The following is a 19,888-nucleotide window of genomic DNA, read 5'->3' on the forward strand; positions in this document are numbered from 1 at the left end:
TGCCATGGCGCAGGTGGGCTCCTTGCCGCAAGATTCAACCGGTGGCGTTTACGTCTCGGTCGAACAACTCGCAGCACTCGAATCGACCGCTCGCGACCTGGCATTCATCCAGAAGAACGCGGTGCAGCAGCCCCTGACCGGACGTCACAACTCGAAGATGCGGGGCCGTGGGCTTACCTTTGAGGAACTGCGCGAATATCTTCCAGGCGATGACATCCGTACCATAGACTGGCGCGTGACCGCCCGCACCAACAAGCCGTTCGTGCGCGTCTACAGCGAGGAAAAGGAGCGCCCGGCCCTCATTGTCGTCGACCAGCGCAGGAACATGTTCTTTGGCAGCCAGCGCGCCATGAAGTCCGTGACCGCAGCCGAGGCCGCCATATTGTGCGCCTGGCGTATACTCGGATCGGGCGACCGCGTCGGCGGGCTGGTTTTCAATGATCAGGACATGTCACAGCTGCGCCCGCATCGCAGCCGCGAATCGGTCATTGCGCTTGCGCATGACATCGCCACCATGAACCGCGCCCTGAATGCGCACATGCCCGGTGAGCGTGGCACCGGGCAGCTCGACGCGGTTCTGCGCACGGTCGCCAACATTGCCCATCACGACCATCTTGTTATCATCGTCAGCGATTTCGACGGACATACGGCCGAGACCCGCGACCTCATCTTGCGCTTGAGTGTTCGCAACGACGTGATCGCCATACTCGTCTATGACCCGTTCCTGCTCACATTGCCAACAAAGGGTGAAATGGTCGTCAGGGGTGGTTCAATGCAGGCAGAACTCGCATTCCAGCAGGAAGGGCCCCGCACGGCAATCGGCGATTTCGCGCGAAGCAGGGGACGGGAGCTGCTGGCCTGGCAGCAGGAACTCGGCTTGCCTATGCTGCCAGCCTCGGCGGCGCTCGAGACCGCGCCGCAATTGCGCCGGTTACTTGCGCAGGCGGCCTGGCAACAGCGGAGGCGATGATGCCCGACACTCCGCTCGACCCTGAAACCGAACTGGCTCTGAAGTCCCTTGCCGACATTGTTGCCCCCGAACCCGTGTCGCTGCTGCCGCAGACCTGGGGCTGGGTGCTGGTGGCAATCCTCCTGCTGGCATTGATCGTCGTGGCTTACTGGCATTGGCTGAGAAGGCGCCGCGCCAATCGCTACCGGCGCGAAGCACTGGAGTTGCTTGACCAGCTCGAAAGCGATGGTGATGAGGCGACGATTTCTGCCGAAGTGCCGAAAATCGTCAAACGCGTCGCGCTCGCCGCCTGGGATCGCAACGAAGTTGCATCGCGCAGCGGCTCTGAATGGGTCGCATTCCTGCAGAATTCATTGCCGGATCAAAGTCTCGGCGCCGAGCTCGCGCACGTGCTCGACGATCAGGAGTATCGTAGTGCCCTCCCGAACAATGCTTCGCCCAATACCGGACGGCTGATCGCCGCTGCGCGCCACTGGATCAAAACGCATCATGTACCAGCTTGATCTTCCGTGGATGCTCGCACTCTTGCCCCTGCCGGTCCTCGTCTGGTGGCTCATCCCACCCTATCGCTCGCAAACAGCATCGGTGCGCATCCCATTCTTCGAGGAAGTCACAAAGGCTGCCGGAGTATCTCCAACGACCGGCTCTTTGGTTACACGCAGAACATGGGCCGAACTGGCGGTCGGAACAATATGCTGGCTGTTGTTGCTTGTTGCGCTGGCACGTCCGCAATTTGTCGAACCGCCGATCGAGAAGATCGAACCGCAGCGCGACCTCATGCTGGCCATCGACCTCTCGCAATCGATGGAGACAAAGGACTTTCGCGACCCTGCCGGCGCAACGATCTCGCGTATCGATGCCGTGCGCCAGGTTGTCGGCGATTTCGTCAGCAAGCGGCCGGGCGATCGCATCGGCCTCATCGCCTTCGGTGACGCGCCTTACCCGCTCGTCCCCTTCACCATGGATCACCCGACAGTGCAGACCATGATAGCCGAAGCACTGCCCGGCATTGCGGGGCCGCGCACAGCGCTTGGCGACGCCATGGGGCTGGCAATCAAAATGTTCAAGGACACAACCGCTCCGGAAAAAGTGCTGATCGTCCTGACCGATGGCAATGATACGGCAAGCAAGATGCCACCAGCCAAGGCTGCAGACATCGCCCGCGATGCGAAGATCACGATCCATGCGATCGGCATTGGCAACCCGGACGCGACCGGAGAGGAAAAACTTGATGCCGCGTCGCTTGAAAAGATCGCAGCGACGACCGGCGGCCGATATTTTTTCGGCCAGGATCAGGTGGGGCTACAGGACATCTACGCGACTCTCGACCGCATCACGCCCGTCAACCAGAAAACACTGTCGTGGCGTCCGCGCATCGAATTGTTTCATTATCCTCTCGGTGCAGCATTATTGCTGGCGATTGCCTATCAGCTCATTGCGTTCATGTTGGCCAGGCTGCGAAACCGGAACCTTTCCACGACCGACACGGTGACTGACCCATGATCGCCGATTTCCACTTTCTGCGGCCTTGGTGGCTCCTCGCAATCCTCACGGCAATCGCCATTGCCTGGCTCGCCTCGCGCCAATCCGACATCCGACTGCGCTGGCGCGATATCATCGCTCCGCAACTGCTCGACCACCTCGTCTCCGACGACCCCTCCAGGGGGCGATTGCAACCCTACCACATCACCGCAATCCTTATCGCGTTGGGGGCATTTGCCATGGCCGGTCCAACGTGGGAGCGGGAACTGCCACCATTCGTGCAGGATGAAGCACCGCTGGTGATCGCAATCGACCTGTCGCAGACCATGGACGCAATCGACGTGACCCCATCGCGGCTCGAGCGGGCGAAGCTGAAAGTGCATGACGTCCTGGCAGCACGACCAGCGGCAAGGACCGCCATCATTGCCTATGCTGGCTCGTCGCATCTGGTTCTTCCGCTCACCGACGATGCGGGCCTCGTGCGTACCTATGTCGATTCGCTTGCAACTCGCATCATGCCGGTTCCCGGCAAGAACACGGCAGGTGCGCTGGCGGCGGCGGAGACAGTTCTTCAGAGCGCGCAGGCTCCCGGAACCATTCTTCTCATGACAGACGGCGTCGAAGCGGCATCGTTCGACCAGGTCGCAGGCTTCAGCGGCAACAATAATGTGGTACTCCTCGCGATCGGCACGGTGGAGGGCGGACCGGTCAAGACCGGCGACGGAGGCTTCGCGACTGATTCGGCCGGAAATCGTCTCTTCGCAAAGCTCGACGTCGACGGTCTGAAGCGGTTGCAAGGCAATGTCAGCGTTGCAACCTTTACTGACGATGGCAGCGACGTGCGCTGGATCGTCGAGCGGATCAGGACCCATTTCGCGCAGAAAGCTGCGGAAGCTGAAACGCGCTGGCGCGATTTCGGCTGGTGGCTGACCATTCCGATCGTGCTGCTTGCCGCCCTTTCATTCCGGCGCGGCTGGGTCGTGCGCTGGGCTGGCATGTTGCTCGCGTTGCATCTCATTGCCAGTCCCGATCCGTCGATGGCCGCCGATCTGAACTTCGCCAATATGTGGCTCACGCCGGACCAGCAAGGGCGGCTCGCCTATGAGCGCGACGATTATTCCGGGGCGGCCGGGGCGTTCAGGGACAATGAATGGCGCGGCGTCGCGCTCTACCGGGCCGGAAAGTTCAGCGAAGCAATCGACGCATTTGCAGCGCTCGATACGGCGGACGCCTGGTACAACCAGGGCAATGCCTTGCTCCATCTCAACCGGCTGGATCAGGCGGTTGCGGCCTACAAGCGCGCGCTCGAGCTGCGAAAGGACTGGCCGGAGGCCAAGGCCAATCTCGCCATCGCCGAAAGACTTGTTGTCCTGCAAAAGGAGGAGGAAGAGGAACAGCCGCAGGATCCCAATCTCAAGCCCGACGAGATACAGTTCGACGACAAGGGCAAGCAGGGCAAAAAGGGCAAGGTCGACATCTCCGAGCAGACGGCCGACACCTGGATGAAGAACATCGAGGTCAGCCCTGCCGATCTGCTCGCCCGCAAGTTCGCGATCGAAGCTCGAGGATCCGGGCAATGAAACGTTCCTGCTGGCTTGGTACATTTTTACTGCTGCTGGGATTGCCGGCTTACGCCGCAGATCCCTATGCGGAAACATCCGTTGCCACACAGGGCGAGATCGTGGTCGGCCAGCAAGTCATCGTGAATGTCGATGTCTACGTCCCGAACTTCTTCACCTCGCCGCCGCAATTCCCTTTGCTCGACATTCCGAACGCCATCGTGACGCTTCCTGACGAGCGCGCACAAAACCTCGTGAAATCCTTGAATGGCGAGGAATATTCCGGTATCCGCCGTACCTATCTTGTCATTCCGCAAATTGCAGGCACGTACACGCTGCCACAGGCGAACGTGCCGCTTGCCTATGCCGGCGTGCCCGGCCAGTCGACGCCGGCCAGCGTGAGCCTGCCGCCTGTCAGCTTTACCGTCGAAGGCCTGCCTCAGGAGGCGGAAAATTCGGCATTTTCGGCCACCGATTCCACATTGAGCCAGACGCTCGATGGCGATCCCGCCAATCTCAAGGTCGGCGATACGCTTGTGCGGACGGTGACGCTCTTTGCGACAGGGACGCGAGCCATGATGTTGCCGGAACTCGCGTTCGACGCCAGCGACGGCGTGAAACTCTATCGGCAGTCACCAGCCCTTGCCGATGACGTCGCCGGGCCAGGGCGCGAAACAGGCAGCCAGCGCCTGGAACGCGTGACATATGCGGTGGATCGCGAAGGAACATTCACCCTTCCTGCCCTGGCTGTCGACTGGTTCGATACTGCCAATCGGCAGACAAAGCGCGCCGAGTTGAAACCCATTGTCCTTACCGTCAGGAGCAAACCGGCAGCCGCGAATGTCATTCCGCCCGACGTTCCCGTGGCCAGCCATGAAACGCGCCACCCTTCCTTCCGCGCGGTCCTTGCCACCGGCCTTGGCCTTCTGGCTCTCCTGCTATTGATTTTGCTTATCCGTCGCTGGTGGCCGCACGTCAGGCAATGGGTTGATACCCGCAAGGCTGCCCGCGCCCAATCCGGGCATACGCGATATCGCGAACTCCTGGCAGCGCTGAATGCCGGTGACCGCGAGGCCGCCTATACCGCACTTGACCGTTGGACGCGCGCCATGGGCTTTCAGGGCATAGCGGATTGGGCCGATACCAGCGGCGACAGAACACTTCAGGATGCACTGGCTGCATTCGAAAGGGAACTTTTCGGAAAACCCCACCCGGCAACCCAAGGCAGTGCCCGCGTCCTTACCTCCGCCATTCTGGGTTGGCATACGAGATATCGCCAGCACAACAGATTGACCGCCAATCCGACGCCGGCCCTCCCTCCGCTCAATCCATGATCGACATGCGATCATCGCGCCCGATCAGGCACCGGGACACAGATTGCCACAACGAATTGTCGGCATTTGTCGCCGTCCGCATTCGTTGATTTTCATCACCCATTTAGGTCAATTGACAACTGCTGGTTGTAGCTGCCTCCTGCACAAGTAAAAGTGGGGAGAAGGCACATGAGTGATACGAACCTCGGACCGATGAAGGATGCGTACAATCGACTCTATTCATCTGGCAAAGTCTATTATGTGATCGAGAATGATCCCGCTTCGTCGAGTTTTAAGAAAACGACCGCGAGGGCCGAGATCCAAAACGCCTTCTTGTGCTGGCAAAGAGCATCAAGCTTCGTCTTCGAGGAGATACCCGAGGCGCAACGTTCGGCGACATATCCCAGTTTCTTTCCGCGGATCAATCTTCGTTTTGGTACGTGCACAAGCACTCTGCATAGCGCCGAAACAAGCTTCGACGGAAATCTCGAGGGGAACCCGCGCCTGATCGTGTTTAACAACAACACAACATGGGAGGCAATGCGCGAGAAGGAGTACTCCATCATTAGCGGGCTATTCGGTTTCCCACCAATAATGGCGGCGGCCACTGTCAATGATCTCTGGACCATGGCACTGCACGAGATCGGCCATGCTCTCGGACTTACACACAATGAAAGCAACCAATCGATCATGTACAAATGGGACATCTGGGATGATCCGACGGGTGTTGTGATGGTCGAAGGCGGCGTTCCGATGGTCGATGCCATCGCACTGGCAAAACTCTACAATATTCCAAGCGAGGCCGTGGTGGCGCTTCCACCCAATGCGGGAAATTACCTGATCGTTGGCGGCAAGTTTGTCATGTTTGAGTCGAAAGCCATGAACACGATGCCCTACACACAGCCTGAGACAGTCTGGGGAATTCAAAAAGGTCATCTCGTAAAGGCGGGCGAGGGATTCTGCATCAGCCCCACAGTAGGCGCAAATCATAAAGGCTATGGGATTCTATACTTCTACCTGCTGGAGAAAGACCAAGTCGAGCCGAAAGCGTTTGTCGCGACAGGGGGCTTCCAAATGGAAGCGGCGGACTCGTTTCAATGGCCCGCGCCTCGTTTCGACAGGTGCAGAGCCAGGATCGTGGCTGGTACCAAGGACAAATACAAATGGGGTGGCGATTGGGGCATTGCTAAAGGGGGAACAGATCAGGTGATCGCCCATTTCTACAGCCAGGCCTATCCGGTAGAAATGAATTATAGGGTTATGGCATTGACGCTTAAAAATGTGGGACCAGACGGTATCCTGGTCTCGGGCGGCATGCAGGATATACAGAATCAACCAAAAATTTGGGGAGTACATGGCAACGTGTTTTATCCCACGGAGATCGGTCGTGCCGACTTCCTGGATCGTGGTCCATCCTCCGTTTTGTCCCTGTTCACAAATCACCAATGATCCGAGCCGTTTCGGCGCACATCCGTTGTGAGAGCCGGGAGCGCAGTGGTTCAGCTTGCCTCGTGTGGGAATTTTTCATTTGGGATGGTGCCCCCTGCCGGAATCGAACCAGCACTCCTTTCGGAACCTGATTTTGAGTCAGGCGCGTCTACCAATTCCGCCAAGGGGGCCGCAAGAGCGTAAGGTCCGGGAAAAACCCGAGACCGTGCAAGCCAAATACATGCAGAGGCCGCCTTCGGTCAACACCCATCAATCGATTTCCTCACGATAACGCACTCGTGTGTTGTCGTGTGCGCACAACGTCAGTAGAGGCGCCATCCGGTGCCCAATGAAACTGCGGCCGCTTGCAAAATTTGAGCGAAACGATTCCATTTGGATGAAGTTTGCTCTAAGGAACACCGGCTTTCCCGAATAATCTCCCCAACAGGAACGTTCATGCTGCGCAGACTTTACGATTGGACGATGTCTCTTGCCGCGCGCAAATCGGCTGAAGTCTGGCTTGCCATTATCGCCTTCGTCGAAAGCTCCGTGTTTCTGGTGCCCGCCGATGTACTTTATGTGCCTATGGCGCTGGCACGCCCGGACCGCGCCTACCGCTATGCGCTCGTGGCAACGCTCGCATCCGTCCTCGGTGGCATCGCCGGCTGGCTCCTCGGCTATTACGCATACGAGACAATCGCCAAGCCTATCCTCGAAATATACGGCAAGCTCGACGCCTTCGAGCAGTTGCGCGGTTCGACCAGCGCCGATGCCATCCTGCTCCTGCTGGTCACGTCCGGACTTGCGCATCTTCCACCGATCAAGGTCGTCACCATTCTTTCCGGTGCTGCCGCGATCAATATCTGGCTGTTCATCGCCTCGGCGATCATTGCGCGCGGCGCCCGCTTCTTTTTCCTTGCCTGGCTGCTGCGCCGCTACGGCGAGCCCATTCGCCATTTCATAGAGAAGCGACTCGGCCTGATAGCGAGCGCGGCAGCGGCCGTCCTAATTTTGCTCTATGCCGTGTTCCATTATTTTCACCTGTGACCGAGAATTGCCAAGCCTGAGGATTTCAATCACACCATGACTTCGACCAGCAACTCCGCCCATTTCAAGACCGCCCTGTTTCTCCTGGCGGCGATGATCGTGACTGTCGGTTCAGCGCTTGGCTTCCAATATATCGGCGGCTACCTTCCCTGCAAATTGTGCCTGGAACAGCGCTATCCCTACTATGCCGGCATCCCGCTGATGGCTCTGGCTGCCGCTTCGGCTGGCCTGAAATGGCCCGCGGGCCTGACGCGGCTTTTGCTGGCCCTGGGTGGCGTGCTCATGCTCATCGGCCTCGGACTTGCAGTTTTCCACGCGGGCGTTGAGTGGAAGTTCTGGGCTGGCCCGACCGATTGCACCGCCGTCGCGATGTCGATCACCACCGATGCGGGAAGTCTTCTGAACGACCTCAATGCAATCCACCCGCCCGCATGCGATACCGCCGCCCTGCGCGTCCTTGGCCTTTCCTTCGCCGGCTGGAACGCCATCGCCAGCCTCGTTTTGATGGTCATTGCCTTTCGCGGCGCAGCGAAGGCTTAATCAGCACCACCACCTTACCTCCCCCTTGTGGGGAGGGGAAACTTTGATATCAACAATCGTAAGCAAGACCCTCCCTGCTGCTTTGCAGCCTCCCTCCCCATAAGGGGGAGGTAAGGAGCGTTGCCGCCTTCAAACACCAGATCGGATAGTCGCGAAGGATAGCAGAAGTCTCAGGGTTCCAGTTCGACATCCCAGTAGAGATAATCCATCCAGCTTTCATGCAGATGGTTCGGCGGGAAAAGCCGGCCGTTATTGTGCAGGTCGTGCACGGTCGGCTGATAGGGCCTCTGGCGCGGCCACATCTTGGCACGGTCAGGCATGAGGCCGCCCTTGCGCAGATTGCAGGGTGAGCACGCCGCTACCACATTTTCCCAGATCGTCTCACCGCCGGCGCAACGCGGAACGACATGATCGAAGGTAAGGTCCTCTTCGGAGCCGCAATACTGGCACTCGAAGCGGTCGCGCAGGAACACATTGAACCGTGTAAAGGCCGGGTTGCGCGAGGGTTTTATGTACGTCTTGAGCGATACTACGCTTGGCAGCCGCATGGCGAATGAGGGCGAGGAGACCTCGTGTTCATATTCTGCAACGATGTTCACACGGTCGAGAAAAACCGCCTTGATCGCGTCCTGCCAGGACCATAGCGACAAGGGATAATAGCTGAGCGGACGGTAGTCCGCGTTGAGCACCAGTGCCGGTAATCCGTCCGGCGAGACGGCTATTGTCAAGGAATCAACTCCCAATCCAACCATCAGGCCCCATTATTGTAAGCTGGACGTGACAGGAATGTGAAGCGAATTGCTGTCTTTGTTGAGGAAAAACCCCGTTATTTCAACTTCATGCGATCGGTGTGCCATCCCGGCCACGGGTTGCGGCGTAGTAAGCCCAGAAAAGCCGGGCCGCAACGCCGCGCCAGGGCGACCAGCGCTCGGCAAATTGCCGCAAAGCCTTTGAGTCGGGTCGCGCTGATTCGGCGAATGCATGGGCATAGGCGTGCTGCAATGCCACATCGCCCGACGGGAACACATCGGCATGGCCCGCAGAAAACAGGAGATAGACTTCCGCCGTCCACGGACCAATGCCCTTCACGCTTGTCATCGCGGCCATGGCCTCGTCTATCGGCTGGTGGCAAAGGCCATGCAAATCGAGTTCTCCTGCCATGATGGCCTCACTGATGCGGGCGAGCGTCGCCTGCTTGGCACGCGACAATCCGGCAAGGCGCCAGGCCTCTTCACCGGCGGCGCGATAGTTTTCCGGTGTCAGCGGATTAATGAGCGTCACCAGCCGGCCCCAGATGGATGCGGCACTCGCCTTGGAGACCTGCTGCGACACGATTACCGAGGCGAGACTTTCAAACCCCGGCTCGGAGCGCCGCAACGGCAGCGGTCCTGCGCGTTTGGCGATCACATCAAGCTCCGGATGAGCTTGCAGCAGGGCTTCGAGCCCCTCGGCAATATCGTCCAGCGTATCAATCTTGCGCATATGGTGTCGCCGTTCACTTTGCATCGTTTCACAAACACCGTATCAATTGCTTCAATACCCACGCAAGAACGCCAGCCCACTCTCATGACAGTTCCTGTCTTCCGTTTTGCCCCCAGTCCGAATGGCCGCCTGCATCTTGGCCATGCCTATTCGGCATTGCTCAATCAGAAGATGGCGCGCGCCATGGAAGGACGACTGCTGGTTCGGATGGAAGACATCGACCGCGAGCGTTGCACGCCGGCGCTGGAGCAAACAATGCTGGAGGACCTGGGCTGGATCGGCCTTCAATGGGAAAGCCCGGTCCGCCGCCAGTCGGAACACTTTGGTGTCTACAGTCAAGCCCTGGAAAAGCTGATCGGGCTGGATTTGGTCTATCCAGCTTTTCTCAGCCGGAAGGATATCCGGCGCGAAATCGAGAAGATCGCAGGAGAGACGGACAAATGGCCGCGCGATCCCGACGGCGCATTGCTCTATCCACCCTCCGACCGCCAGCTTTCACAACGCGAACGCGACAGGCGAATGAGTGAAGGCAAACCGTTTTCCTGGCGTCTGAACATGGAACGGGCCCTGCAAAGGATCGCGTTGCCGCTGAACTGGACCGAAACCGCACCTGAGACACACAACGTCGTCGCCCAGCCGCAGGATTGGGGCGACGTCATCGTCGCGCGCAAGGACATGCCGACGAGCTACCATCTGTCAGTCGTGATCGACGATGCCCTGCAGGGAATAACCCATGTTGTTCGTGGCAGGGATCTATATCACGCGACAAGTGTCCATCGCGTGCTGCAACACATCCTCGAGATCCCGCCGCCGGTCTATCTTCATCACACGCTCGTCCTCGATCACGACGGCCAAAAACTGTCGAAGAGCCGCAAGGACACATCGCTGCGGGACTTGCGCGAACAGGGTAGGACGCCGCGGGAGATAAGCGATCTGGTTGGATTGTGATTGCAGGAGCAAATGATATACACAACGTCACGCTTCCTTGACCCGGTCCCCATCATGCCCGTCCGTTATTTCCCCGCCCTGTTCGTCGTGCTGTGGGCCACCGGTTTCATCGGTGCCCGCTATGCCATGCCCTATATGGAGCCGTTCCTGTTCCTGACCGCGCGATTTCTGATCGCCGGGGCGATCCTTGGCATCTGGGTGGTTCTCGCCGGCAATCATTGGCCGAGCAAGCTTGGTGCAATGCACGCCATCATCGCCGGCTGCCTGATCCATGGCGTTTACCTCGGAGCGGTTTTCTGGGCTATCCACCAGGGCCTGCCGGCCGGCATGTCGGCGCTGGTCGTCGGGCTACAACCCCTGATCACCGCGCTGATTGCCGGAGTGGCACTTGGCGAGACGATCCAGCCACGCCATTGGGCCGGGCTCGCTGTGGGCTTTTGCGGCGTAGCCATGGTGCTCTGGCCCAAGCTGTCGATTTCCGCAGACGGCATCACCCCGGCGACAGTCTCCGCATCGATCCTGTCGGTGATCGCCATCAGCGCCGGCACGGTCTGGCAGAAGCGGTTTGTCGGCGCAATCGACCTGAAGGCAGGGACCACACTGCAATATCTCGGCGCTGCAATCCTTATGGGCATCTGCTCGCTGCTGCTGGAAACGCATGTCGTCATCTGGTCAGGGCCACTGCTGTTTGCCATGTTCTGGCTGGTGTTTGTCCTGTCGATCGGAGCGGTACTGCTGTTGATGATCCTCATCAACCAGGGCGCCGTGTCGAAAGTGGCATCGCTGTTCTATCTCGTCCCGGGCGTTACCGCGCTGATGGCCTATGCGCTCTTCGGCGAAACACTCACATTGTTTCAGCTGTGCGGCATGGTCGTCGCGACCTTCGGCGTGGCATTGTCGACGGGTCAGAGGCGTTCGGCCGCCTTGCCTTCGCGGTAGCGGATGATTGCCGCGTTGACCTCCGCCCCGATGATGAAGATCGCCGCAATCATATACAGAAAGACGATCGCGGCCATGATCGAAGCAAGGCCTGCATAGGTCGTCACATAGGAAGCGAAGGTCTCGAGATAGCTGGCGAAGATCGTCGCGCCGACCGTCCAGGCGATGAGCGTGATCAGGATGCCGGGCAGCGTGTCGATGAACCGCCTTTTCCCTGCAGGTAGCCACAAATGAACGACCAGGAGGCCGACAACGAGAACGGTCGTGGCAATGACGTAGCGCCAGAACACGATCGTTCCCGATACAAGTACAAGTTCCGGTACCCAACGCGTCGCGATGCGAAGAGCCAGCGGCGCAAGCACCAGCAGGAAACTGATTGCCATGATGCCGATCGTCGCCACCACGACGTAGCCGAGGCTCTGCAGCCTGCAGAAAATGATCGAGCGCGTATCTATGACACGGTACGCCCGGTTCAGCGCAACGCGCAGCGCCTCAATACCATTGGACGCGAAATAGGCGGCCGCAATCACACTGATGGTCAGGAGGCCGCCCCGCTGGACATTGAGAACATTGCGCACTTCCTGCGCAATGGGCGTTGCAATCACCGCCGGCCACGTATCGAAAATGATGTGAACAGCTGTATCGGTGAAGGCGCTGGCGCCGAGGAAGCTCGCTAGGGAAGTCGCAAAGATCAGGAATGGGAACAGCGCCAGGATACCGGAAAGTGCGACGTGGCTGGCAAGTGCCCAGCCGTCATCGGTCAGGAAATGCCCCAGCGCATCGACGACAATACGCCGGAGAAAACGATACAGTTTACCCATCAATGGTGATTTGCCCCCTTGATCGGTGAGATTGCAAGGCGTTGGCGAATATGTGAAGTCTTTTTTATTCGATCGACATGCAACGCCCGGAAAACATGGCCAGTTCCAGAACGATATTGATTACAGGATGTTCCAGCGGCATCGGCGCGCACTGCGCCCGCGCGCTCAAGAGCGATGGCTGGACCGTCTTTGCCACCGCAAGGCAAGCTTCGGATATCGCGGCTCTCAAGGCGGATGGCCTGTCCGCGCACTATCTCGACTATCGCGAGCCGGACTCGATTGCCGCCCTGGTCGAGGCGGTGCTTGCCGAAACCGGTGGTACGCTCGATGCCCTTTTCAACAACGGTGCCTATGCCCTGCCTGGCGCCGTGGAAGACCTGCCGCTCGCAGGTTTGCGTGAACAGTTCGATGCGAACTTCTTCGGTTGGCACGATCTGACCCGCAGGATCGTTCCCGTCATGCGCCGGCAGGCCCATGGACGGATTGTCCACTGTTCGTCCATTCTTGGCCTCGTGCCGATGAAATGGCGGGGCGCCTATGTCGCCTCCAAGTTCGCCGTGGAAGGGCTGATGCTGGTGCAGCGCATGGAACTCGAAGGGTCAAGCATTCATGTCTCGCTGATCGAACCCGGTCCGATCGCGTCACGTTTCACTTTCAACGCGCTCAAGCAGATCGAAAAACATATCGACGTCGAAAACTCCGTCCACCGGGACGCGTACCGCCGGCAGATAGCCCGCCTGGCAGGCGGCGGAAGCAAATCCAGGTTCAAGCTTGGCCCTGACGCGGTCTATGCCGTGCTCAGGGACGCGTTGGAAAACCCCCGTCCGCAACCGCATTATCTGGTGACACGCCCGGCAAAAATTACCGACTTCGCACGCAGATTTCTGTCCAGGCGTGCGCTATACCGCATGCTTGCGAGCCAATCATGATAAGATCAACCCGGAGGGACCGGCTGGTCTGAAAGGAAATACCCATGGATGTAATCTTCAAATTCCTGGCTGTCATCGCCATTGCTGCGGTGACCATCGTGTTGCTCATCGGCCTGCGCAACATGATGAAGGGCGGCGACGCAAACTTCTCCAACAAGATGATGCAGCTGCGTATCTTCCTGCAGCTGATCGCGATCATCCTCATCGTCGGCGCAATCTATTATCACCGTTCGGCAGGCTGACATGGTCAAGCTGAACAAGATCTACACCCGCACCGGCGATGACGGCACGACCGGCCTTGGCAGCGGAGAGCGGCGGCTCAAGCACGATCTGCGCGTGGAAGCCTACGGTACAGTGGATGAGGCAAATTCCTGCATCGGGCTGGCCCGCCTGCATACGGCAAAGGATTTTCCCGAGCTCGACACCATGCTCATGCGCATCCAGAACGATATGTTCGATCTCGGGGCCGACCTTTCGACCCCAGACACCGGCGAAACGCTTGCCTATGAGCCCCTGCGGATCATTGATACCCAGGTGCTGCGGGTGGAGGCCGATATCGACCGGTTGAATGCCGATCTTGCGCCCCTGCGCTCTTTCGTGCTGCCTGGCGGCTCTCCCGCATCCGCCGCGCTGCATCTTGCCCGCACCGTCGCGCGCCGCGCCGAACGCCATATGGTCGAGCTCGCCCAACGGCCAGGCGAGACGGTCACCCCTGCCGCCTTGAAATACATCAACCGTGTTTCGGATTTTCTCTTTGTCGCTGCCCGGGTGGTCAATGACAATGGCGCGAAGGACGTGTTATGGGTGCCGGGTCATAATCGCTGAAGCAGTTCCAGGAACGTGTGAAACGGTTTTCCGTACGGAATTGCGCCGATGCTATACTGGAGCTGCTCCAGTCGCAAATAATCACCGACACAGGGGGCCGGCGCCGATGTTCATTCCGTTGCATGACGCCAACAGCCTCAAACACATCAAGCTGCAATATGTGACGCTGGCGTTGATTGTGATCAACGTCATCGTCTTTCTGCTGATGAGCGTCTCGGGCGAATACGCAAAAGCAGCATCGATCGGGCTCGGCTACATTCCTGCCGTCATTCACGACCTGGTGGTTCTGCCGGCCAGCTACGATTTCGTCCCGCCCGATTTGACCTGCGTCACCTACGCTTTCCTGCATGCCGACATCTTCCATCTAGCCGGGAACATGCTGTTTCTCTGGGTATTCGGCGACAATGTCGAGGATGCACTGGGGCATATCAGGTTTCTTGTTTTCTATTTGGCCTGCGCCGCGGCCGGTGCGTTCCTGCACGGTGTCGTCTTTCCCGATTCGCAGATGCCCCTGATCGGTGCCTCCGGGGCGATCGCCGGCATTGTTTCCGCCTATCTTCTGCTGCATCCGCGCGTCAAGGTCTGGGTGCTTGCTTTCGGACGCATCCCCCTGCGTATACCGGCGCTTTATCCGCTGCTGCTGTGGGTGGCGTCGCAATTCGCCATGCTTGCATGGGGCGGTGACGAACACGTGTCATGGCCCGCCCATGTCGGCGGTATTATCGCGGCGCCGTGCTTATCGTCATTTTCAAGCGTCGGAACGTTCCGCTCTTCGATCGCGCCATCGTCTCGCCGCGCGCCGTAATTGTGGAGAAGGACCCCGGACCGGCGGCCCCGGAATCCGGGCCCGTCAAATGGGGGCGATAGGCTCCTGCCATTCAATCGGTTGAAGTGCCCGGAAGGCCCGACTCTCGCATTGACCTTTACGTCAGCCATAATTACGGTCCGCGCAACTTGGGAGCAAGTGTCGTTTTTTTCACCTCAATGTCGGCATCCGGCAAGCGGGTGCTATCATGAGGCAGTTAAATCTGCCTTTCGTTCATAGAGAGGGAGTCCCCATGAAAGTCCTCGTACCGGTAAAGCGGGTAGTCGATTACAACGTGAAGATCAGGGTCAAAGGCGACGGCTCGGGCGTTGAACTTGCCAACGTGAAGATGTCGATGAACCCGTTCGACGAAATCGCGGTCGAGGAAGCGCTCCGTCTGAAGGAAGCCGGCAAGGTCGAGGAAGTGGTTGTGGTATCGATCGGACCTGCACAGTCGCAGGAAACCATCCGCACCGCGCTGGCCATGGGCGCCGACCGCGGCATCCTCGTCAAGGTCGACGATATTGTCGAGCCGCTCGCCGTTGCCAAGATCCTGAAGGGTGTCGTCGACGCCGAACAGCCAAAGCTCGTCATCCTCGGCAAGCAGGCCATCGACGACGATGCCAACCAGACCGGCCAGATGCTCTCGGCCCTGCTCGGCTGGAGCCAGGGCACCTTCGCCTCCAAGGTGGAACTCGGCGAGGGCAGTGCCAAGGTCACCCGCGAGGTCGACGGCGGCCTGCAGACCATCGAGATCAAGCTGCCGGCGATTGTCACCACGGACCTGCGCCTGAACCAGCCGCGCTATGCCTCCCTGCCCAACATCATGAAGGCCAAGAAGAAGCCGCTGGATGAAAAATCCGCTGCCGATTACGGCGTCGACACCAAGCCGCGCCTCAAGGTTATCAAGACCGAGGAGCCGAGTGGCCGCAAGGCGGGCGTCAAGGTCAAGGATGTGGCGGAACTCGTAGCCAAGCTGAAGAACGAAGCCGGCGTTCTCTAAGGATCAAGGAAAGGAACATAACATGGCTATTCTTCTGTTTGCCGAACACGACAACGAGACCCTTTCCGACCAGACCGCCAAGGCGCTGACGGCAGCGCTTGCCATCGGCTCCGACGTGCATGTGCTCGTCGCAGGCAAGGGCGCCAAGGGCGTCGCCGATCAGGCCGCCAAGCTTGCCGGCGTCAAGAAGGTCCTCCTTGCCGACAGCCCGGATCTGGAAAACCGCCTTGCCGAGGCGAGTGCCGCGCTCATCGTTTCGCTCGCCGGTGGCTATGACACGATCATCGCCGCCGCCACCACCAACGGCAAGAACATCCTGCCTCGCGTTGCAGCGCTGCTCGATGTCATGCAGGTCTCGGACATCACCGAGGTGGTTGCGCCCGATACCTTCAAGCGGCCGATCTATGCCGGCAATGCCATCCAGACCGTCCAGGCGACCGACGCCAAGAAGGTCATCACCGTGCGCACCGCCACCTTTGCGGCCGCCGGCGAAGGCGGTTCGGCTTCGGTCGAGACTGTTGCAGCCGCCGCCAATCCCGGCCTGTCGACATTCATCGAGGCCAAGCTTTCCGGCGGAGACCGTCCGGAACTGACCTCGGCCCGCATCATCATCTCGGGCGGCCGGGCGCTCGGCTCGAACGAGAAGTTCAAGGAAGTCATCCTTCCGGTTGCCGACAAGCTCGGTGCTGCCGTCGGTGCCTCGCGCGCTGCCGTCGACGCCGGCTATGCCCCCAACGACTGGCAGGTCGGCCAGACCGGCAAGGTCGTCGCTCCCGATCTGTACATCGCCGTCGGCATTTCCGGCGCGATCCAGCATCTTGCCGGCATGAAGGATTCGAAGGTCATCGTTGCCATCAACAAGGACGAGGAGGCCCCGATCTTCCAGGTGGCCGACTACGGCCTCGTCGGCGATCTCTTCACCATCCTGCCAGAGCTTGAAAAGGCGCTCTGAATATAGTTCAAGACTTGAAATGAAATTATCTGGCCGGGGTAGACGAACGCTACCCCGGCCATTTAGTTTGTGTGATATACTCATAACAAGACGGATGGAAAAATGGTTGGCACGATCAAGACCGTAGGCATTGTTGGCGCGGGGCAGATGGGCTCGGGGATCGCTCACGTATGCGCTCTCGCCGGATACAATGTCTTGATGCATGACCAGTCCGCCGAACAGATCGAAAAGGGCATTGCCACCGTCAATGGCAACATGGCCCGCCAGGTTTCACACGGCAAGCTCGAGGACTCGGAACGCGCGAAGGCCATGGCGCATATTCGTCCGGCCCTCAGGATTGAGGACTTGGCCGGCGTCGACCTTGCGATCGAGGCCGCCACCGAAGACGAGGCGATCAAGCGCAAGATTTTCTCGCAGCTGTGCCCGAACCTCAATCCGGAAGCGATTCTCGCCACCAATACGTCGTCCATTTCGATTACGCGCCTTGCGGCAACGACGGATCGGCCGGAGCGTTTCATCGGGATTCATTTCATGAACCCTGTGCCTGTGATGAAGCTCGTGGAGCTCATTCGCGGCATCGCCACCGAGAATGTTACCTTCGAAACCGCGCGGGAATTTGTCTCCAGCCTCGACAAGACAATCACTGTCGCCGAAGATTTTCCGGCATTCATCGTCAACCGCATCCTTCTGCCCATGATCAATGAAGCGATCTATGTGCTCTATGAGGGTGTCGGTTCTGTCGAAGCGATCGACACGGCCATGAAGCTTGGCGCCAACCACCCGATGGGGCCGTTGCAGCTTGCAGATTTTATCGGTCTCGATACCTGCCTCTCGATCATGCAGGTCCTCTATGACGGCCTCGCCGATTCCAAGTACCGACCCTGCCCGCTTCTGGTCAAATATGTCGAAGCTGGCTGGCTTGGACGCAAGGCAGGGCGCGGATTCTATGATTATCGCGGCGAGCATCCTGTTCCGACCCGCTGACCGGCGGCTCGGATTTTTATTTCCAATCAAACCCTTGCATTGCTCTCTGCCTCTCCCCAACTGAGGCAGAATTGCAGCACCGGGCCCCTCTGGCGGGAGTTACCGGCTCTCTCGTGATGTCGGAGCTGTAATCTGGAACCGATGCCGGCGGATCTTTCTCAACATGGAGCTTCTATTTATTGACGCCATGGGCCAGCCCCTGTGGATGTGGCTTGGCTTTCTCACCCTTGTTCTCGTTCTTCTCGTGCTCGATCTGGGCATTCTCAACCGTAAAAATCATGACATAGGCATACGCCAGAGCCTTCTGCTCTCGGCGTTCTACATCAGCCTGGGCGTCGCCTTCGGCGGCTTCATCTGGTGGGAACTCGGCCAGGAGGCCGGGATGCAATACCTAACAGGGTTCGTTGTCGAAAAAAGTCTCGCGATGGACAATATTTTCGTCATAGCCATGATCTTCGGCTATTTCGCCATTCCCAAGGCATTCCAGCACCGCGTTCTTGTTTACGGCATTCTCGGCGTCGTCATTCTGCGGGGCATCATGATCGCGGCGGGTGCCGCTATCGTCGAAGAGTATGAATGGGTCCTCTATCTCTTTGCTGCTTTCCTCGTTTTCACCGGCATAAAAATGCTCATCGCCGGCGACGAGGAATATGACGTGTCTGCCAATCCTGTCTTCAAGTTCATGAGCAAGCGCTTCCGGGTCACGAAGGAACTCCACGGCGAGAAGTTCCTTGTCCGGCGCACCGATCCACTGACCATGAAACGTCAAACCTGGATTACGCCGCTGTTGCTTGCCCTCGTGATGGTGGAACTTGCCGATGTGATCTTCGCCGTGGATTCGATCCCTGCAATCTTTGCAATCACGACCGATCCCTATCTTGTCTTTACCTCCAACATCTTCGCCATCCTCGGTCTGCGCGCGCTTTATTTTGCACTCGCCAGCCTTATGCATCGCTTCGTCTACCTGAAATATGCCCTGTCGCTTGTTCTGGTGTTCATTGGCGGAAAGATTTTCGTTGCTGACGCTTTGGGACTGGCAAAGATACCTCCGGTGTGGTCACTGTCGATCACGCTTGGTATCCTGGCAGCGGGCATTTTCAGCTCGCTCTGGAAAACGCGGCGCGATCAGGCACATCCTGTACTGTTGATCGACGCTCAACCGGCCTCTGGCCACGAAACGACTGGAAAGGGATAGTTCCATCGACCGGGAGGACAAATTGAACGCTGATGGTACGCCGTCCGACTGGGATCCTTCCGGTTCCCCGGAGACGCGGAGACTGTCCAGCGTTCTTGTCCAGCTTGGTGAAACGTCTGCGGAGAGGGTATCGCTTGACGATATCCTCTCCGCCCTCTCCGAGCGTAGCTTCGGGGCATTGATGGTCCTCTTTGCTGCGCTCAATCTGGTGCCGCTCCTGCCGGGTACGTCGACCATCTTCGGTATACCGCTGGTGCTTGTATCCATCCAGATGATGATTGGCCGCGAGGAGCCATGGTTCCCGGCGTTCATGCGCCGTAAATCCATACCGGTGGAAAGCTACCGCACCTTCATCCGGAAATTCAGGCCACTCCTGATGCGGTTCGAGAAACTGGCACGACCGCGCTATTGGTTTGTCCCGCAAGTCCTCGTCGAGCGCGTTGTCAGCATCGTTGTGCTGCTGATGTCGCTGATTGTCATTCTGCCCATTCCCCTCATCAACCAGATGCCTGCACTCGCCATCGTCCTGATTGCCATCGGTCTTGGCGAGCGGGACGGCCTCTGGCTGGGCACCGGCCTTCTGGCGGCGGCCCTTGCTGCCGGCATCGCGATCGGACTTGGCGCATCGGTCGGTCTGGCCGCGCTCCACATTTTCGGTTGAGTGAC

21 protein-coding genes, 1 tRNA gene and 1 pseudogene are annotated in these 19,888 nt (G+C 58.9%); 19 read left to right on the top strand and 4 right to left on the bottom strand.

Going from position 1 to position 19,888, the window contains the following annotated elements:
* Positions 1–22 precede the first annotated feature (22 nt).
* The 6 genes from K9U38_RS16475 to K9U38_RS16500 all read left to right on the top strand — a co-directional run bounded on the left by K9U38_RS16475 (position 23) and on the right by K9U38_RS16500 (position 6,773).
* Entirely contained in the window at positions 23–970 is a 948-nt protein-coding gene (locus K9U38_RS16475) for a DUF58 domain-containing protein (RefSeq protein WP_224495441.1), read from the top strand.
* Complete coding sequence (locus tag K9U38_RS16480) at positions 970–1,473, top strand: DUF4381 domain-containing protein (protein WP_224495442.1); 504 nt, start codon at positions 970–972, stop codon at positions 1,471–1,473. Before K9U38_RS16475 ends, K9U38_RS16480 begins: the two co-directional genes overlap by 1 nt.
* Positions 1,460–2,473, top strand: coding sequence for a vWA domain-containing protein (locus tag K9U38_RS16485; protein WP_224495443.1), 1,014 nt, complete (start codon positions 1,460–1,462; stop codon positions 2,471–2,473). Before K9U38_RS16480 ends, K9U38_RS16485 begins: the two co-directional genes overlap by 14 nt.
* The gene (locus K9U38_RS16490; protein WP_224495444.1) at positions 2,470–4,032 is read left to right on the top strand and encodes a VWA domain-containing protein; all 1,563 of its coding nucleotides are present in this window, start codon (positions 2,470–2,472) and stop codon (positions 4,030–4,032) included. The genes K9U38_RS16485 and K9U38_RS16490 overlap by 4 nt, the downstream gene beginning before the upstream one ends.
* Positions 4,029–5,345: a BatD family protein gene (locus K9U38_RS16495; protein WP_224495445.1), complete on the top strand. Its 1,317-nt coding sequence runs from the start codon at positions 4,029–4,031 to the stop codon at positions 5,343–5,345. The genes K9U38_RS16490 and K9U38_RS16495 overlap by 4 nt, the downstream gene beginning before the upstream one ends.
* A 168-nt stretch (positions 5,346–5,513) precedes the next feature.
* Positions 5,514–6,773: a matrixin family metalloprotease gene (locus K9U38_RS16500; protein ID WP_224495446.1), complete on the top strand. Its 1,260-nt coding sequence runs from the start codon at positions 5,514–5,516 to the stop codon at positions 6,771–6,773.
* An 85-nt stretch (positions 6,774–6,858) separates the two neighbouring features.
* Here the strand turns inward: K9U38_RS16500 and K9U38_RS16505 are convergent.
* Positions 6,859–6,943 (bottom strand) — tRNA-Leu (locus tag K9U38_RS16505).
* A gap of 265 nt (positions 6,944–7,208) precedes the next feature.
* Here K9U38_RS16505 and K9U38_RS16510 point away from each other — a divergent pair.
* The gene (locus K9U38_RS16510) at positions 7,209–7,799 is read left to right on the top strand and encodes a YqaA family protein (RefSeq protein ID WP_224495447.1); all 591 of its coding nucleotides are present in this window, start codon (positions 7,209–7,211) and stop codon (positions 7,797–7,799) included.
* A 36-nt stretch (positions 7,800–7,835) separates the two neighbouring features.
* Positions 7,836–8,339 (top strand): disulfide bond formation protein B, encoded by a 504-nt coding sequence (locus K9U38_RS16515; protein WP_224495448.1) that lies wholly within the window; start codon positions 7,836–7,838, stop codon positions 8,337–8,339.
* Between the two features lie 170 nt (positions 8,340–8,509).
* On the opposite strand, the gene K9U38_RS16520 is transcribed toward K9U38_RS16515, so the two are convergent.
* Both K9U38_RS16520 and K9U38_RS16525 read right to left on the bottom strand, forming a co-directional pair.
* A complete protein-coding gene (locus K9U38_RS16520) occupies positions 8,510–9,067 on the bottom strand; it encodes an HNH endonuclease (RefSeq protein ID WP_106711075.1) in 558 nt (185 codons plus the stop codon).
* Positions 9,068–9,176: 109 nt separating this feature from the next.
* On the bottom strand, positions 9,177–9,821 hold the full coding sequence (locus K9U38_RS16525) for a DNA-3-methyladenine glycosylase family protein (protein WP_224495449.1): 645 nt from the start codon (positions 9,819–9,821) through the stop codon (positions 9,177–9,179).
* An 84-nt stretch (positions 9,822–9,905) separates the two neighbouring features.
* Between K9U38_RS16525 and gluQRS the strand changes: the two genes are divergently transcribed.
* Entirely contained in the window at positions 9,906–10,769 is an 864-nt protein-coding gene (gluQRS, locus tag K9U38_RS16530) for a tRNA glutamyl-Q(34) synthetase GluQRS (RefSeq protein ID WP_224495450.1), read from the top strand.
* A 54-nt stretch (positions 10,770–10,823) separates the two neighbouring features.
* The gene (locus K9U38_RS16535) at positions 10,824–11,708 is read left to right on the top strand and encodes a DMT family transporter (RefSeq protein ID WP_224495539.1); all 885 of its coding nucleotides are present in this window, start codon (positions 10,824–10,826) and stop codon (positions 11,706–11,708) included.
* Here K9U38_RS16535 and K9U38_RS16540 read toward each other — a convergent pair.
* The gene (locus K9U38_RS16540) at positions 11,675–12,529 is read right to left on the bottom strand and encodes a YihY/virulence factor BrkB family protein (protein ID WP_224495451.1); all 855 of its coding nucleotides are present in this window, start codon (positions 12,527–12,529) and stop codon (positions 11,675–11,677) included. The two genes, K9U38_RS16535 and K9U38_RS16540, sit on opposite strands and share 34 nt — an antisense overlap.
* 95 nt (positions 12,530–12,624) lie before the next feature.
* Between K9U38_RS16540 and K9U38_RS16545 the strand changes: the two genes are divergently transcribed.
* The 9 genes and pseudogenes from K9U38_RS16545 to K9U38_RS16585 all read left to right on the top strand — a co-directional run bounded on the left by K9U38_RS16545 (position 12,625) and on the right by K9U38_RS16585 (position 19,883).
* Positions 12,625–13,458 (top strand): SDR family oxidoreductase, encoded by an 834-nt coding sequence (locus tag K9U38_RS16545; RefSeq protein ID WP_224495452.1) that lies wholly within the window; start codon positions 12,625–12,627, stop codon positions 13,456–13,458.
* Between the two features lie 44 nt (positions 13,459–13,502).
* Positions 13,503–13,700, top strand: coding sequence for a twin transmembrane helix small protein (locus K9U38_RS16550; RefSeq protein WP_224495453.1), 198 nt, complete (start codon positions 13,503–13,505; stop codon positions 13,698–13,700).
* A 1-nt stretch (position 13,701) separates the two neighbouring features.
* Positions 13,702–14,283, top strand: a complete 582-nt coding sequence (locus K9U38_RS16555) for a cob(I)yrinic acid a,c-diamide adenosyltransferase (RefSeq protein WP_224495454.1) — start codon at positions 13,702–13,704, stop codon at positions 14,281–14,283.
* 106 nt (positions 14,284–14,389) lie between these two features.
* Positions 14,390–15,150, top strand: a pseudogene (locus tag K9U38_RS16560) (rhomboid family intramembrane serine protease).
* A 191-nt stretch (positions 15,151–15,341) separates the two neighbouring features.
* On the top strand, positions 15,342–16,091 hold the full coding sequence (locus K9U38_RS16565) for an electron transfer flavoprotein subunit beta/FixA family protein (protein ID WP_224495455.1): 750 nt from the start codon (positions 15,342–15,344) through the stop codon (positions 16,089–16,091).
* Positions 16,092–16,113: 22 nt separating this feature from the next.
* Positions 16,114–17,043: an electron transfer flavoprotein subunit alpha/FixB family protein gene (locus K9U38_RS16570; RefSeq protein ID WP_224495456.1), complete on the top strand. Its 930-nt coding sequence runs from the start codon at positions 16,114–16,116 to the stop codon at positions 17,041–17,043.
* 102 nt (positions 17,044–17,145) lie between these two features.
* Positions 17,146–18,027, top strand: a complete 882-nt coding sequence (locus tag K9U38_RS16575) for a 3-hydroxybutyryl-CoA dehydrogenase (RefSeq protein ID WP_224495457.1) — start codon at positions 17,146–17,148, stop codon at positions 18,025–18,027.
* A gap of 163 nt (positions 18,028–18,190) precedes the next feature.
* A complete protein-coding gene (locus tag K9U38_RS16580) occupies positions 18,191–19,222 on the top strand; it encodes a TerC family protein (protein WP_224495458.1) in 1,032 nt (343 codons plus the stop codon).
* 22 nt (positions 19,223–19,244) lie between these two features.
* On the top strand, positions 19,245–19,883 hold the full coding sequence (locus K9U38_RS16585) for an exopolysaccharide biosynthesis protein (protein ID WP_224495459.1): 639 nt from the start codon (positions 19,245–19,247) through the stop codon (positions 19,881–19,883).
* Positions 19,884–19,888 lie beyond the last annotated feature (5 nt).

It is taken from the genome of Phyllobacterium lublinensis, assembly GCF_020164435.1.
GTDB lineage: Bacteria > Pseudomonadota > Alphaproteobacteria > Rhizobiales > Rhizobiaceae > Phyllobacterium > Phyllobacterium lublinensis.